Source organism: Stenotrophomonas sp. TEPEL (assembly GCF_004348785.1).
Classification (GTDB): domain Bacteria; phylum Pseudomonadota; class Gammaproteobacteria; order Xanthomonadales; family Xanthomonadaceae; genus Stenotrophomonas; species Stenotrophomonas indicatrix.
The window spans coordinates 3,721,253-3,734,666 of the sequence record NZ_QQXJ01000001.1 but is presented as its reverse complement, the minus strand read 5'-3'; the positions used below and the strand labels follow the sequence as shown (position 1 = coordinate 3,734,666).

The window sequence follows — 13,414 nt, the reverse complement described above, 5'->3', positions numbered from 1 at the left end:
GCACAGCCCACCCGCCCGGCCTCACCCGCAATGCTGGAAGTCTGCCCAGCCACGAGAGGCTCAGCCGTTGGCAGGAAACCCGCCACCCACATGAACGCCGGAAAACAGCCCCCGCCCTGCACACCCCACATCACCCGTTTTTCGCCTGCGATTAACCGTGCCAGGACCACGGTGGACCTGCGCCGGCATCCCTGTCGTAGCGCTTCCCTCGTCCCCTTGGAATACGATCATGGCCAACCAGCAGAACCGTCATCCCGGCAAGGAACAGCAGGGCAAAACACCGCAGGAGCCGCAGCGCCAGCAGCAACAGCAACAGCAGCCGAACGAGCAGCAGAAGAAGCATCCGCAACAGGGTTCCATGAAGAACCCGCAGCAGCGCTGATGCACCCAGGGGCCAGAGCCCGCGTTGCGGGGTCTGGTCCCGCTGCCGCCGGTCGGTTCAATCCGGAATCGGCAGCGCCCAGGTCTCCTTGACCTCTTCCATCACGATGTAGCTCTTCGACTCACGCACATGCGGCAGGGTCAGCAGGGTGCTGCCGAGCAGCTTGCGATAGGACGCCATCTCGCTGATCCGTGCCTTCAGCAGGTAATCGAAATCGCCCGACACCAGATGGCATTCCAGCACGTTGGGCAGCTTCAGCGCCGAACGCCGGAACTCCTCGAAGATGTCGCCGGACTTGTAGGCCAGGCTGATCTCCACGAACACCAGCAGGCTCGCTTTCAACGCGCTGGGGTCCAGGTGCGCGTGGTAGCCGGTGATCACCGCTTCGCGCTCCAGCCGGCGCACACGCTCGGTGCACGGGGTGGTCGACAGGCCGACCCGTTCTCCCAGCTCGGTGAAGGAAATGCGGCCTTCGGCCTGCAGGATGCGCAGGATCTTGCGGTCGATCTTGTCCAGCTCGCGGGGACGGGTGGCCATGGGCGTCAAGCTCGGGGAATGAATCACAGGGAAATATCCTGACTGCATTGCTGAAATCAGGCAAATCATCTGGATACGGAAGAATATACTTCCCCGATTATGGCCCCTGCGCACGCAAATGCAGGGAATGATCGGGTTGGAGAATTCCCATGCGAGTCCTAGTCCTCGGCAGCGGCGTGATCGGCACCACCAGTGCCTGGTACCTGCGACAGGCCGGGTTTGAAGTCACCGTCGTCGACCGCCAGCCCGGTCCCGCGCTGGAAACCAGCTTCGCCAATGCCGGCCAGCTGTCCTTCGGCTACACCTCGCCGTGGGCTGCCCCGGGCGTGCCGAAGAAGGCCATCGGCTGGCTGTTCGAAAAGCACGCACCGCTGGCCATCAAGCCGGGCATGGACCTGGCCCAGTACCGCTGGCTGTGGCAGATGCTGCGCAACTGCACCCACGAGCGCTACGCGATCAACAAGGCGCGCATGGTGCGCATGTCCGAGTACAGCCGCGACTGCCTGAACGAACTGCGTGCGCAGATCGGCATCAATTTCGAAGGGCGCGACCTGGGCACCACCCAGCTGTTCCGCACCCAGCAGCAGCTGGATGCATCGGCGCAGGACATCGAGATCCTGGCCCAGTACGGGGTGCCGTACGAAGTGCTGGATCGCGCCGGCATCATCAAGGCCGAGCCTGCGCTGGCCCACGTCGATGGCCTGGTGGGTGCGCTGCGCCTGCCGCGCGACCAGACCGGCGATTGCCAGCTGTTCACCCGCCGCTTGGCGCAGATGGCGGCCGAAGCGGGGGTGGAGTTCCGTTACGACCAGGACATCACCGGCGTGGAATTCGACGGCGACCGCATCACCGGCGTGCGCATCGGTGGCACGCTGGAAACCGCGGACCGCTTCGTGGTCGCATTGGGCAGCTATTCGCCGGGACTGGTCGCGCCGCTGGGCATGCGCCTGCCGGTGTATCCGCTGAAGGGCTACTCGCTGACCCTGCCGATCACCGACCCGGCGATGGCACCCACTTCGACCATCCTCGATGAGAGCTACAAGGTGGCGGTGACCCGCTTCGACAACCGCATCCGCGTCGGCGGCATGGCCGAGGTGGCCGGTTTCGACCTGTCGCTGTCGCCGCGCCGCCGCGAGACGCTGGAGCTGGTGGTACGCGACCTGTACCCGAAGGGCGGTGACCTGGCCAAGGCCGAGTTCTGGACCGGCCTGCGCCCGGCCACGCCGGACGGCACGCCGGTGATCGGCGCCACGCCGTTCCGCAACCTGTTCCTCAACACCGGCCACGGCACGCTGGGCTGGACCATGGCCTGCGGCTCGGGCCGCTACCTGGCCGACCTGATGAGCGCGCGCCAGCCGCAGATCAGCACCGAAGGCCTGGATATCTTCCGCTACGGCCAGTACCGCCACGCCCCGCAACATGAGAACCGCACATGCGTCCTGCCCGCGCGCTGATCGACCTGGGCGCACTGCGCAGCAACTATCGCCTGGCCCGTGAACTGGGCGGTGGCAAGTCGCTGGCGATCGTCAAGGCCGATGCCTATGGCCACGGTGCGGTGCGCTGTGCGCAGGCACTGGAAGGCGAGGCCGACGGCTTTGGCGTGGCCACCATCGAAGAAGCGCTGGAACTGCGCCAGGCCGGCATCCGTGCGCCGATCCTGCTGCTGGAAGGCATCTTCGAGCCCAGCGAAATGGCGCTGGTGGCCGAGCATGACCTGTGGTTCTCGGTCGGTTCGCCGTGGCAGCTGGAAGCGCTGGTCGCGTTCGACAGCCCGCGTCCGCTGACGGTGTGGCTGAAGCTGGACAGCGGCATGCACCGGCTGGGCCTGGACGTTCCCGGTTTCCGCGCTGCGCACGCACGCCTGTCTGCACTGCCGCAGGTGGCGCGCATCGTGATGATGACGCACCTGGCGCGCGCCGATGAACTGGACAGCGAGCGTACCCATGAGCAGGCCGCGACCTTCGTCGAGGCCATCGATGGTCTTGAAGGCGAGACCAGCATCTGCAATTCGCCGGCGCTGCTGGGCTGGCCGGACGTGCGCAGCGACTGGGTGCGCCCGGGCCTGATGCTGTACGGCGCCAATCCGCTGCCGGACAACAGTGAACTCACCGCGCGCCTGCGCCCGGTGATGACGATGCAGTCCAAGGTGTTCGCCGAGCGCTGGATCGAAGCCGGCGAGCCGGTCGGCTACGGTGCGCGCTTCGTGGCCAAGGCGCGCACACGCGTGGGCGTGGTCGCACTGGGCTATGCCGATGGTTATCCGCAGTTCGCCCCCAATGGCACGCCGGTGCTGATCGATGGCCAACCCGGTGGGCTGATCGGCCGCGTGTCGATGGACATGCTGACCGTGGACCTGACCGCGCATGCGCAGGCCGGTGTCGGCAGCGTGGTGGAACTGTGGGGTACGGTGCCGACCCTGTCCGAGCTGGCGCCGCGCTGCGGTGTCAGTGCCTACCAGCTGCCGTGCGGCGTCAAGCGCGTGGCACGCGTCTACCAGGACTGACCGGCTCTGGTAGCTGCCGACCTTGGTCGGCGCTGCGAATGCGTGTCGACCAAGGTCGACACCTACCGGATCGGATCAGCGCTGCGCACGGTTCTGGTAGCTGCCGACCCTGGTCGGCGCTGTGAATGCGTGTCGACCAAGGTCGACACCTACCGGATCGGATCAGCGCTGCGCACGGCTCTGGTAGCTGCCGACCCTGGTCGGCGCTGTGAATGCGTGTCGACCAAGGTCGACACCTACCGGATCGGATCAGCGCTGCGCACGGCTCTGGTAGCTGCCGACCTTGGTCGGCGCTATGAATGTGTGTCGACCAAGGTCGACACCTACCGGATCGGATCAAGCCCTGGTCGGCGCCGTGAATGCGTGTCGACCAAGGTCGGCAGCTACCGGGCAGCGGTAACGCGCGAGGTCAGCTGGCGCTTCACCCAATCATCGATCAGGCGCTTCTCATAGCGCAGCGGATCAGTATCGCTCTTCAGGCCGATGTTGTGCAGGTAACCGCTGTCGCTCAGGCGGGCGTCGCCTTCATCGATGATGCGCCCGCTGGCGTCCTTCAGCGTGTACTGCAGGGTGATCCGCGGCGGGTAGATGTCGCGCATGATCCGTATGTCGCGGCCACGCGGGCCGTGCCAGGGCTCGTAGTCGCCGGCGCGCTTGACGTCCACCAGGGTTACCTCCAGCGTCTGCCCGGCCTGCAGCGGCTTGGCGGCGCTGGTCTGTACGTAGCGTGCCAGCTGCTGCACCCAGTCCCCGCGTTCGGCCTCGAAGCGGTTGGTGCTCTGACGGATCTCGGTGAACTTGGCCGGATCATTCCATTGCACGCTGACCGGGCCATCGGCCTGCAGTGCGCGCGGCGCATCGGGCGCGGTTACCGTCCGCGGCGCGGCGGCCGCGCTGCCCACGGCAAGCATGCCGGCCAGCAGCAGGGCGGTTGAGAGCGAACCTTTCATGGCAGTCTCCTGCGTCCCCGAAGCGGGGAGGATGATGATCTCGGATCGAGTGTGATCCCGCTGGAGGGCCGCAGCAATGGTCAGTAGCGTCAAATGCGTCAACAGTTGCCGCCAATTCATGGTCGTCAACCGTGACTGACGGCGCTTGACGCTGTGAATACGCACTCTGGAAGATGCTGTACCTCCATCCGGTCTTTTCCTGCCCACGCCCTTGTCTACACTGCCGCCCCTCGCGGAGCGCTCACCCTTGATGGTGCCGACGCCCGAAACCGACCTGCACCATAGCGTGCTTGAGCGCATCCACGCAGGTTTCTGTGTGATCCAGGTGCTGTTCGACGGTGACCAGGCGATCGATTACCGCTTTCTTGAGGTCAACGACGCTTTCGAGCGCCATACCGGGCTGAAGGATGCCTGCGGCAAGCGCATGAGCGCGCTGGAGCCACACCACGAACGTGACTGGTTCCGGATCTATGGCGAAGTCGCCCGGACCGGGCGGCCAGCGCAGTTCGAGATGGATGCCCGTGCCCTCGGGCGCACGTTCGCGGTGGATGCCGTGCGGGTTGGTCAGCCGGGCGAAGACAAGGTCGGCATCCTGTTCTTCGACGTGACCGCGCGCAAGCAGATGGAAGTGGAACTGGGCGAGAGCGAGGCCCGTTTCAGTGCGTTGGCCGATGGCCTGCCGATGCCGGTGTGGGTACTGGACGAGCGCGGCCACGCCCGCTTCGTCAACAGTGCCTTCAGCGAGTTCTTCGGCGGCGACGAGAACCGGGTGCCCGAAGATGTCTGGCGCGGCCTGGTGCATCCCGACGATGCGTCGGTATTTGAATACGAACTGCAGGAAGCACTGAAGGCACAGCGTTCGATGCACGCGCTGGTGCGTGCCCGTCGTGCCGACGGGCAGTGGCGCTGGCTGGAAATGAACGCACGTCCGCGCTTTTCGCGGATGGGCCGTTTCATCGGCCTGGCCGGCAGCAGCCCGGATGTCACCGAGCGCCGCGAGATCGAACTGGCGCGCGAGGAACTGTTGCAGTCCGAGCGTGCCGCGCGCAGCGCGGCCGAAAACATGGCGCGGCTGAAGGATGAGTTCCTGGCCACACTGTCGCACGAGCTGCGCACGCCGCTGACCACGATCCTGGGCTGGAGCGAACTGCTGCTGCAGCGCGTGGATTCCACCAGCCCGCTGTACAAGGGCCTGGGCGTGATCGCCAACAGCGCGACCGCGCAGAAGCGGTTGATCTCGGACATGCTCGACCTCAGCAGCATGCTGCTGGGCAAGGTGCAGCTGGAAGTGGAAGTGCTGGACCTGCGCGACCAGTTGAACGAAGCGATGGGCGCACAGGAGCTGGTTGCCGAAGGCAAGGCGCTGGACGTCACCCTGCAGCTGCCGGCACAGCCCTGCCAGGTGCTGGGTGATGCCACCCGGCTGCAGCAGGTGTTCTGGAACCTGTTGTCCAACGCGATCAAGTTCACCCCGGCCGAAGGCCGCATCGACGTGCAGCTGCAGGCCGATGGCAACTATTGGACGATCACCGTGCGCGATACCGGCGACGGCATCGCGCCGGAATTCCTGAATCATCTGTTCAGCCGCTTCCGCCAAGCCGACGGCACCACCACCCGCCGTCATGGCGGTCTGGGCCTGGGCTTGGCCATCGTGCAACAGCTGGTCGAACTGCACGGCGGTTCGGTCAGCGCGGCCAGCGATGGCCATGGTCACGGCTCCACCTTCACCGTGCGCCTGCCGCAGCATCTGCCCGATGCCGAACGGCGTCCGCTGCGCGAGGTCGTCAGCGGTCCGATCCTGGAACCGATGGTGGTCGAACCGTACCCGCTGCGTGGCCTGCATGTGCTGGCGGTGGAAGACCAGCCAGAAGTGCTGGAGTACCTGCGGCGCATGCTGGAAGAGCAGGGCGCCAGCGTGTCCGCCGCCAGTTCGGCGGGCGAGGCGCTGGCGCTGCTGGCCGACAATGGCCACCTGCAGTATCAGGTGCTGCTGACCGACATCGGCATGCCGGGCATGGATGGCTATGGCCTGGTAAGCACGCTGCGGCAGGACCTGGGCGTGGACGCGGCAGCGCTGCCGGCGGTAGCGGTGACGGCGCTGGCGCGTGCCGACGACCGCCGCCGCGCGCTGGCCTCGGGCTTCCAGGAGCATGTGGCCAAGCCGTACTCGGTGGCCCAGCTGGTGGGCGTAGTGCGGCGCGTGCAGGCCACGCGCGGCGACAGCCTGCTGCACTGAGCATTCACGGCCGATCGGCGACCCTGCAGTTCAGGAGGTCGCCGATGTCCCGTATTGCTCCACGAATCCATACCGATCCCGCGCAGATCGCGCGCCTGGAAGCCCTGTTGCCGCAACTGCGGGGGGAGACCCCGGTGCAGCTGACCCTGCACGATGGCCGCCGCCTGCTGGGCACGGTTGCAGTGCAGCCGACGTTGCAGCAGTACCGCAACGACGCCGGCGACGAAGGCAGCAATGGCCAGCTGCGGCTGGACGATCTTGATGCACCGGTGCAGCAGCATCACGTCTGGCTGGATGAAATCGCCAGCATCCGCGAGCTGCCGCCGAGGTGCTGACGGCCTCTGCCGTTGGCTGCATCCACGCATGGCGTGGATCTACTGTAGCGCCGCGCCGCGCGAGGCTGCGGTCATTCCATCAGTAGCGCCACGCCATGCGTGGCTGTGGTGGTCAATGCTCGAACAGGGTTGCCGTCGCTTCGAACCTGCGCTCATAGGCGCGCTCCTCGGCCACCCGCGCCACTTCATCGTCTGCCAGATCCGGCGCGCCGTAGACCGCGTAGGCCACGCTGCCATCGGCGCCGTGGCCGACCTGGTGCAGGCGGTAGCGGGAATGGCCGCCGCCGGTGTCCTCCGGGTAATGCACGGGGGGATGGCTGCCTTCCAGGTCCATTTCACTGTTGTCGACGACACCTCCGACGAACAAGGCTCGCATGCAGGGTCTCCATGGGTTGCGGGGGAGCTTCTACCCTGAGCGCTGGCATGTTGCTGCGGCATCAAGGCAACGTTGAAGTTTCGCAAAGCGGCGTTCGGGGCCGGGCCGGACAAGCCGGTACAATGGACGGCCCTCACGCTTCCAGTACCCGCGCCGATGGCATCCAGCGACGACGCCCCCCTGCAGACCCTGTTCCTGCCGTTCTCCAGCGGTGCCCTGCGCTGGCCGGAGGGTCCGGTGGCCTTCCTGCGCGCCCGTGATGGCTGGCCCCTGCGCGAGCAGGCCGGCGGCCGCCAGGTGGATTGCGAGCAGAGCTTCGCCCCGTTCGCGCAGCCGCTGCAGCAGGCCGCTGGCTGGACCGTCAGCGGGCAGCTGGATGATGTTGCTGGCCGCGGCCGTTACCCGCTGGTGCTGGTGCTGCCGCCGCGCCAGCGCGAGGAAGCCCGCGCGCTGTTCGCCCGTGCCCTGGCGCTGGTTGCCGAGGGTGGCCGCATCGTGGCCTGCCAGCACAACAACGAAGGCGCACGTTCCGGCGAAGGCGATCTGAAGCAGTTGACCGGACTCGGCGGCAGCCTGGCCAAGAACCACTGCCGCGTGTTCTGGACCGCGCCGCTGCAGGGCCAGCACGATGCGGACCTGGCCAAGCGCTGGGCCACATTGGACGCGGTGCGGCCGATCGTCGGCGGCCGCTTCCTCAGCCGTCCAGGCGTGTTCGCCTGGGACCGCATCGACCCGGCATCGGCGCTGCTGGCCGAACACCTGCCGGCCGACCTGGCCGGGCGTGCAGCTGACCTCGGTGCCGGTTACGGCTACCTGTCGCGTGAACTGCTGGAGCGCTGCCCGAAGATCACCGCGCTGGACCTGTACGAGGCCGAGAAGCGCGCGCTGGACCTGGCCGAGCTCAATCTGGCGCCGCCACCGCGCGCCGTTCCGCTGCGCTTCCTGTGGCGCGACGTCACCGCCGGTATCGAGCCGGACTACGACGTCATCATCAGCAACCCGCCGTTCCACACGCCCTCGCGTGCGGATCGCCCGGACATCGGCCAGCGCTTCATCGCAGTGGCCGCGCAGGCGCTGCGCCCGGGTGGGCGCCTGTACGTGGTGGCCAACCGCCACCTGCCCTACGAGTACACGCTCAACGAGAGCTTCGGCGCGGTGCGCGTGGTCGCCGAGCGCGATGGCTTCAAGCTGGTCGAAGCGGTGAAGGGCAAGGGGAAGGCCCGGTGAAACTGGTCAAGCACATCGCCAACCTCGGCTACGGCAGCCGCAAGCAGGTGCAGTGGATGTTCCGCGAAGGCCGCGTTACCGACGCCGACGGCGAGGTGCTGTATGCCGACGACCAGGTGCCGCATGAAGCGGTGCGGGTCGACGGCGAACCACTGGACCCGCCGGTGGGCCTGTCGCTGGCGATGTACAAGCCGGCCGGCTACACCTGTTCGACCAAGGACAAGGGCCGCCTGATCTACGACCTGCTGCCGCCCCGCTTCCGCGACCGCGACCCGGTGCTGTCCACCGTCGGCCGCCTCGACCGCGAGACCAGCGGCCTGTTGCTGCTGACCGACGACGGCAACCTGCTGCACCGGATCATTTCGCCGAAGTCGAAGCTGCCCAAGGTCTACGAAGTGGAGCTGGCCGAAGACCTGCGCGGCGATGAGGGTGCGCTGTTCGCCAGCGGCACGTTGATGCTGGAGTCGGAGAAGACGCCCCTGCTGCCGGCTGAACTGCAGGTGCTCGGGCCGCGCAGGGCGCGCCTGGTGCTGCACGAAGGCCGCTACCATCAGGTACGCCGCATGTTCGCTGCCACAGGCAACCACGTGCAGGCACTGCACCGCAGCCGTGTTGGTGGCCTGGACCTGCAGGGACTGGCCGAAGGGCAATGGCGGCTGCTGACCTCCACCGATCTGGATACGTTGTTCGCTCCATGACTTCCATCGCTGCGCTGCCGTTCCTGCCCGACGCCGTCATCTTCGACATGGACGGCCTGATGATCGACAGCGAGCGTGTGTCGCTTGCATGCTGGAGCGAGGCGGCGGAAGAATTCGGCCTGCCCCTGGATGCCAGCTTCTTCGTGCGCATGGTCGGCCTTGGCGACCGCGACAGCCAGGCGCTGTTGCGCCAGCAGGGCATCGAAGACAGCATGATCGAGGCCATGGCCGCGCGTTGCCATGATCTATACGAGGAGCGCACGCAGACCGGGTTGCCGCTGCGGCCGGGCATCCTGGAACTGCTGGAGTTGTTGAAGTCGCACGCGGTGCCGCGCGCGGTGGCGACCACCACGCGGCAGCCGCGGGCCAACCGCAAGCTGGCCGCGGCTGGGCTGCTGCCGTACTTCGATGCGGTGATCACCAGTGGCGATGTGGCGCGGCCGAAGCCGGCGCCGGACATCTACCTGCTGGCCGCGCAGCGGCTGGGACAGGCGCCGGAACGTTGCCTGGCGCTGGAGGATTCTCCGGCCGGTACACGAGCCGCGCTGGCGGCCGGCATGACCGTGATCCAAGTACCGGACCTGGTGCATCCCGATGAAGAACTGCGCGCGCTCGGCCACCGCATCGTCGGCTCGCTGGTGGACGCGCACGCCTTGCTGCTGCCGCTGCTGCCGAGGTGACGGTGGGGGATGGTGGGTGCTGGTGGGTGCCGACCTTGAACCCGGTGGTGCCCAACCTTGAACCTGGTGGGTGCCACCTTGAACCTGGTGGGTGCCGACCGTTGGTCGGCACGCTTCACCGCTCTCGCCGGGCATGGCCCGGCGCTACCGCTNTGGTGGGTGCCAACCTAGAACCCGGTGGGTGCCACCTTGAACCTGGTGGGTGCCGACCGTTGGCCGGCACGCTTCACCGCTCTCGCCGGGCATGGTCCGGCGCTACCGCCCTGGTAGGTGCCAACCCTGGTTGGCACGCTTTCAGATCACACCCTGCCGAACACCAGCGCCGCGTTGGTGCCACCGAAGCCGAAGCTGTTGGACATCACCGTGTCCAGTTTCTGCTCGCGGCTTTCGCGCAGGATCGGGAAGCCTTCCACCCTCGGGTCCAGCTCGCCGATGTTGGCCGAGCCGGCCACGAAGCCATCGCGCATCATCAGCAGGCAGTAGATCGCTTCATGCACGCTGGCAGCGCCCAGCGAATGGCCCGACAGCGCCTTGGTCGAGGACAGCGGCGGAATCGCATCGCCGAACACCTCGCGGATCGCACCCAGCTCGGTCACATCGCCCAGCGGGGTCGAGGTGCCGTGGGTGTTGAGGTAATCCAGCGGACGGTCGACGTTCTGCAGCGCCATCTTCATGCAGCGCACGGCGCCTTCGCCGGACGGCGCGACCATGTCGGCGCCATCGGAGGTCACGCCATAGCCGATCAGCTCGGCATGGATGTGCGCGCCACGTGCCACCGCGTGGTCGTAGTCCTCCAGCACCAGCATGCCGCCACCGCCGGCGATGACGAAGCCATCGCGGTCTTTGTCATACGGGCGCGAGGCGCTGGCGGGGGTGTCGTTGAAGCTGGTGGACAGTGCGCCCATCGCATCGAACATCACGCTCATCGACCAGTGCAGGTCTTCACCGCCGCCGGCGAACATGATGTCCTGCGCGCCGTGGCGGATGAGGTCGGCAGCCGCACCGATGCAGTGCGCCGAGGTCGCGCAGGCGGCCGACAGCGAGTAGCTGACACCCTTGATCTGGAATGCGGTAGCCAGGCAGGCCGACACGGTCGAGCACATCGTGCGCGGCACCATGTACGGGCCCACCTTGCGCACGCCACGGCTGCGCAGCAGATCCACCGCACCGACCTGCCATTCGCTGGAGCCACCGCCAGAACCGGCGATCAGGCCGGTGCGCAGGCCACTGACCTGCTCCGGGGTCAGCCCCGCATCGGTGATGGCATCGGCCATCGCCAGGTAGGCGAAGGCAGCGGCATCGCTCATGAAGCGCTTCTGCTTGCGGTCGATCAGCGCATCCAGATCGAGGTCGACGCGACCACCCACCTGGCTGCGCAGGCCGGCTTCGGCGTGGTCGGCCAGCGCGGTGATGCCGGCGCGGCTTTCACGCAGGGCAGCCGAAACAGTATCCAGATCATTGCCGAGGCAGGACGTGATGCCCATGCCGGTGATGACGACGCGACGCATCAGAAGCTCCCGGTTTCGGTGAACAGGCCCACGCGCAGGTCGCGGGCGTTGTAGATCTCGCGGTCGTCCACGTACATGCGCGCGTCGGACTGGGCCATCACCAGCTTGCGGTTGATGACGCGGCTGATGTCGATCTCGTAGCGCACCAGTTTGGCGTCGGGCAGCACCTGGCCGGTGAACTTCACTTCGCCGCAGCCCAGGGCGCGGCCCTTGCCGGGGGCACCCAGCCAGGTCAGGAAGAAGCCGGTCAGCTGCCACATGGCATCCAGGCCCAGGCAGCCGGGCATCACCGGGTCGCCGATGAAGTGGCAGCCGAAGAACCACAGGTCCGGGCGGATATCCAGTTCGGCGCGTACCATGCCCTTGCCATGCGGTCCGCCGTCCTCGCGGATTTCGGTGATGCGGTCGAACATCAGCATCGGGTCGTTGGGCAACCGGCCGGCGGCAGCGCCGAACAGTTCACCGCGTGCGCTGGCCAGCAGCTGGTCGCGGTTGAACGCGTGGAGACGAGTCATGGAAAGCGCAATCCTGGAAGCGAAAACAAGGCAACGAGCTCCCGAGGATGCACGACGGATCAGGCGGATATCAAACCGCCTCTCCGTACGCGTGCGTAGTGTTTTCAGCTGAAACCACGCATCCCGTTGATGCACAACGACCATACTTCGGCGTCTGGACGGGTACGGTGCGGGTATCATGTGGGCCAACCATGAACGCACTGCGCAAGATCATCCACGTCGACATGGACGCCTTCTACGCGTCGGTGGAGCAGCGCGACGATCCGTCACTGCGCGGCAAGCCGGTGGTGGTGGCGTGGCGCGGTGCGCGTTCAGTGGTGTGTGCCGCTTCGTACGAGGCGCGCGTGTTCGGCGTGCGTTCGGCGATGCCGGCACTGCGTGCCGAGCGCCTGTGCCCGGACGCGGTCTTCGTGCCGCCGGACTTCGCGCGTTACAAGGCGGTGTCGCGCCACGTGCGCGAGATCTTCCTGCGCCATACCGACCTGGTCGAGCCGTTGTCCCTGGACGAGGCCTACCTGGACGTGACCGAGCCGAAGAGTGGCATCGAACTGGCCACCGACATTGCTCGCACCATCCGCGCGCAGATCCGCGAGGAAACCAACCTGACCGCTTCGGCCGGGATCGCGCCGAACAAGTTCCTGGCCAAGATCGCCTCGGACTGGCGCAAGCCCGACGGCCAGTTCGCGATTCCGCCGCAGCGGGTGGACGCATTCCTGCTGCCGCTGCCGGTGAACCGTGTGCCCGGCGTGGGCAAGGTGATGGAAGGCAAGCTGGCGGCGCGCGGCATCGTCACCTGCGGCGACCTGCGGCAATGGACGTTGCCGGACCTGGAAGATGCCTTCGGCAGCTTCGGCCGCAGCCTGTACAACCGCGCACGTGGTGTCGACGAGCGGCCGGTGGAACCGGACCAGCAGGTGCAGTCGATCTCTTCGGAGGACACCTTCGCCGAAGACCTGCTGCTGGAAGACCTGGGCGAGGCGATCGTGCAGCTGGCCGGGAAGACCTGGCAGGCCACGCGCAAGACCGAACGCATCGGCCACACCGTGGTGCTGAAACTGAAGACCGCGCAGTTCCGCATCCTCACCCGCAGCTTCACCCCCGAACGCCCGCCCGAGTCGATGGAAGAACTACGCGACATCGCACTTTCATTGCGCGCCCGCGTCGATCTACCCGCCGACACCCGCTATCGGCTGGTCGGCGTCGGCCTCGGCGGTTTCCGCGAAAAGGAACCGGTGGTGCAGGGCGAACTGTTCGAGCACGCAACGAACGATTCCCCACGGACCTGATACCTGTGTCGACCAAGGTCGACACCTACCAACAGCCGCGTGCAGACCAACGGTCAGCACCCACCAACAGCNGCGGGAANCTGTCGAAGGCGGGGTGGGTCCGGTTGCGGGGGTGTCCGCGGCATGGATGCCGCGGCCAAGCCCCCATGGACGGGTTTACGGCGTCCCCCGCAACCGGACC

The 13,414-nt window shown here is 66.9% G+C and carries 14 protein-coding genes; 9 read left to right on the top strand and 5 right to left on the bottom strand.

Features of this window, described 5'->3' with window-relative positions; genetic code table 11:
• Positions 1-229 precede the first annotated feature (229 nt).
• Positions 230-382: a lana protein gene (locus TEP_RS17100; protein ID WP_132826061.1), complete on the top strand. Its 153-nt coding sequence runs from the start codon at positions 230-232 to the stop codon at positions 380-382.
• 57 nt (positions 383-439) lie between these two features.
• On the opposite strand, the gene TEP_RS17095 is transcribed toward TEP_RS17100, so the two are convergent.
• Positions 440-919: an AsnC family transcriptional regulator gene (locus TEP_RS17095; RefSeq protein ID WP_025878409.1), complete on the bottom strand. Its 480-nt coding sequence runs from the start codon at positions 917-919 to the stop codon at positions 440-442.
• Between the two features lie 149 nt (positions 920-1,068).
• On the opposite strand from TEP_RS17095, the gene TEP_RS17090 reads away from it, so the two are divergent.
• Positions 1,069-2,373, top strand: a complete 1,305-nt coding sequence (locus tag TEP_RS17090) for a D-amino acid dehydrogenase (RefSeq protein WP_132826060.1) — start codon at positions 1,069-1,071, stop codon at positions 2,371-2,373.
• Entirely contained in the window at positions 2,352-3,422 is a 1,071-nt protein-coding gene (gene alr, locus TEP_RS17085) for an alanine racemase (RefSeq protein ID WP_132826059.1), read from the top strand. Before TEP_RS17090 ends, alr begins: the two co-directional genes overlap by 22 nt.
• Positions 3,423-3,805: 383 nt before the next feature.
• Here the strand turns inward: alr and TEP_RS17080 are convergent, their stop codons facing one another.
• Complete coding sequence (locus tag TEP_RS17080) at positions 3,806-4,372, bottom strand: DUF3016 domain-containing protein (protein ID WP_132826058.1); 567 nt, start codon at positions 4,370-4,372, stop codon at positions 3,806-3,808.
• A 250-nt stretch (positions 4,373-4,622) separates the two neighbouring features.
• Between TEP_RS17080 and TEP_RS17075 the strand changes: the two genes are divergently transcribed.
• Both TEP_RS17075 and TEP_RS17070 read left to right on the top strand, forming a co-directional pair.
• Entirely contained in the window at positions 4,623-6,608 is a 1,986-nt protein-coding gene (locus TEP_RS17075) for an ATP-binding protein (protein WP_240790721.1), read from the top strand.
• Between the two features lie 44 nt (positions 6,609-6,652).
• A complete protein-coding gene (locus TEP_RS17070; protein WP_132826056.1) occupies positions 6,653-6,943 on the top strand; it encodes a DUF3247 family protein in 291 nt (96 codons plus the stop codon).
• 112 nt (positions 6,944-7,055) lie between these two features.
• On the opposite strand, the gene TEP_RS17065 is transcribed toward TEP_RS17070, so the two are convergent.
• Positions 7,056-7,319: a hypothetical protein gene (locus tag TEP_RS17065; protein ID WP_080150143.1), complete on the bottom strand. Its 264-nt coding sequence runs from the start codon at positions 7,317-7,319 to the stop codon at positions 7,056-7,058.
• A 156-nt stretch (positions 7,320-7,475) separates the two neighbouring features.
• On the opposite strand from TEP_RS17065, the gene TEP_RS17060 reads away from it, so the two are divergent.
• Genes TEP_RS17060 through TEP_RS17050 form a run of 3 tightly spaced genes read left to right on the top strand, consistent with a single transcriptional unit; the run spans position 7,476 to position 9,924 of the window.
• Positions 7,476-8,546: a class I SAM-dependent methyltransferase gene (locus TEP_RS17060; protein WP_132826055.1), complete on the top strand. Its 1,071-nt coding sequence runs from the start codon at positions 7,476-7,478 to the stop codon at positions 8,544-8,546.
• Positions 8,543-9,244: a 16S rRNA pseudouridine(516) synthase gene (locus tag TEP_RS17055; protein WP_132826054.1), complete on the top strand. Its 702-nt coding sequence runs from the start codon at positions 8,543-8,545 to the stop codon at positions 9,242-9,244. Before TEP_RS17060 ends, TEP_RS17055 begins: the two co-directional genes overlap by 4 nt.
• Positions 9,241-9,924 (top strand): HAD family phosphatase, encoded by a 684-nt coding sequence (locus TEP_RS17050; protein ID WP_033830258.1) that lies wholly within the window; start codon positions 9,241-9,243, stop codon positions 9,922-9,924. Before TEP_RS17055 ends, TEP_RS17050 begins: the two co-directional genes overlap by 4 nt.
• 299 nt (positions 9,925-10,223) lie before the next feature.
• Here the strand turns inward: TEP_RS17050 and fabB are convergent, their stop codons facing one another.
• Both fabB and fabA read right to left on the bottom strand, forming a co-directional pair.
• Positions 10,224-11,432, bottom strand: coding sequence for a beta-ketoacyl-ACP synthase I (fabB, locus tag TEP_RS17045; protein WP_025878419.1), 1,209 nt, complete (start codon positions 11,430-11,432; stop codon positions 10,224-10,226).
• Positions 11,432-11,947, bottom strand: a complete 516-nt coding sequence (gene fabA, locus TEP_RS17040; protein WP_025878420.1) for a 3-hydroxyacyl-[acyl-carrier-protein] dehydratase FabA — start codon at positions 11,945-11,947, stop codon at positions 11,432-11,434. Before fabA ends, fabB begins: the two co-directional genes overlap by 1 nt.
• A 191-nt stretch (positions 11,948-12,138) precedes the next feature.
• Here fabA and dinB point away from each other — a divergent pair, with 191 nt between their 5' ends.
• On the top strand, positions 12,139-13,233 hold the full coding sequence (gene dinB, locus TEP_RS17035) for a DNA polymerase IV (RefSeq protein WP_132826053.1): 1,095 nt from the start codon (positions 12,139-12,141) through the stop codon (positions 13,231-13,233).
• The last annotated feature ends 181 nt before the right edge of the window (positions 13,234-13,414 follow it).

What these genes read in the sequence shown, in the direction of transcription:
- TEP_RS17070 (WP_132826056.1), top strand. Translation starts at nt 6,653, where the DNA reads ATGTCCCGTATTGCTCCACGAATCCATACCGATCCCGCGCAGATCGCG.
- fabB (WP_025878419.1), bottom strand. Translation starts at nt 11,432, where the DNA reads ATGCGTCGCGTCGTCATCACCGGCATGGGCATCACGTCCTGCCTCGGC.
- fabA (WP_025878420.1), bottom strand. Translation starts at nt 11,947, where the DNA reads ATGACTCGTCTCCACGCGTTCAACCGCGACCAGCTGCTGGCCAGCGCA.
- TEP_RS17095 (WP_025878409.1), bottom strand. Translation starts at nt 919, where the DNA reads ATGGCCACCCGTCCCCGCGAGCTGGACAAGATCGACCGCAAGATCCTG.
- TEP_RS17080 (WP_132826058.1), bottom strand. Translation starts at nt 4,372, where the DNA reads ATGAAAGGTTCGCTCTCAACCGCCCTGCTGCTGGCCGGCATGCTTGCC.
- alr (WP_132826059.1), top strand. Translation starts at nt 2,352, where the DNA reads ATGCGTCCTGCCCGCGCGCTGATCGACCTGGGCGCACTGCGCAGCAAC.
- TEP_RS17090 (WP_132826060.1), top strand. Translation starts at nt 1,069, where the DNA reads ATGCGAGTCCTAGTCCTCGGCAGCGGCGTGATCGGCACCACCAGTGCC.
- TEP_RS17075 (WP_240790721.1), top strand. Translation starts at nt 4,623, where the DNA reads ATGGTGCCGACGCCCGAAACCGACCTGCACCATAGCGTGCTTGAGCGC.
- TEP_RS17065 (WP_080150143.1), bottom strand. Translation starts at nt 7,319, where the DNA reads ATGCGAGCCTTGTTCGTCGGAGGTGTCGTCGACAACAGTGAAATGGAC.
- TEP_RS17100 (WP_132826061.1), top strand. Translation starts at nt 230, where the DNA reads ATGGCCAACCAGCAGAACCGTCATCCCGGCAAGGAACAGCAGGGCAAA.
- TEP_RS17060 (WP_132826055.1), top strand. Translation starts at nt 7,476, where the DNA reads ATGGCATCCAGCGACGACGCCCCCCTGCAGACCCTGTTCCTGCCGTTC.
- TEP_RS17050 (WP_033830258.1), top strand. Translation starts at nt 9,241, where the DNA reads ATGACTTCCATCGCTGCGCTGCCGTTCCTGCCCGACGCCGTCATCTTC.
- dinB (WP_132826053.1), top strand. Translation starts at nt 12,139, where the DNA reads ATGAACGCACTGCGCAAGATCATCCACGTCGACATGGACGCCTTCTAC.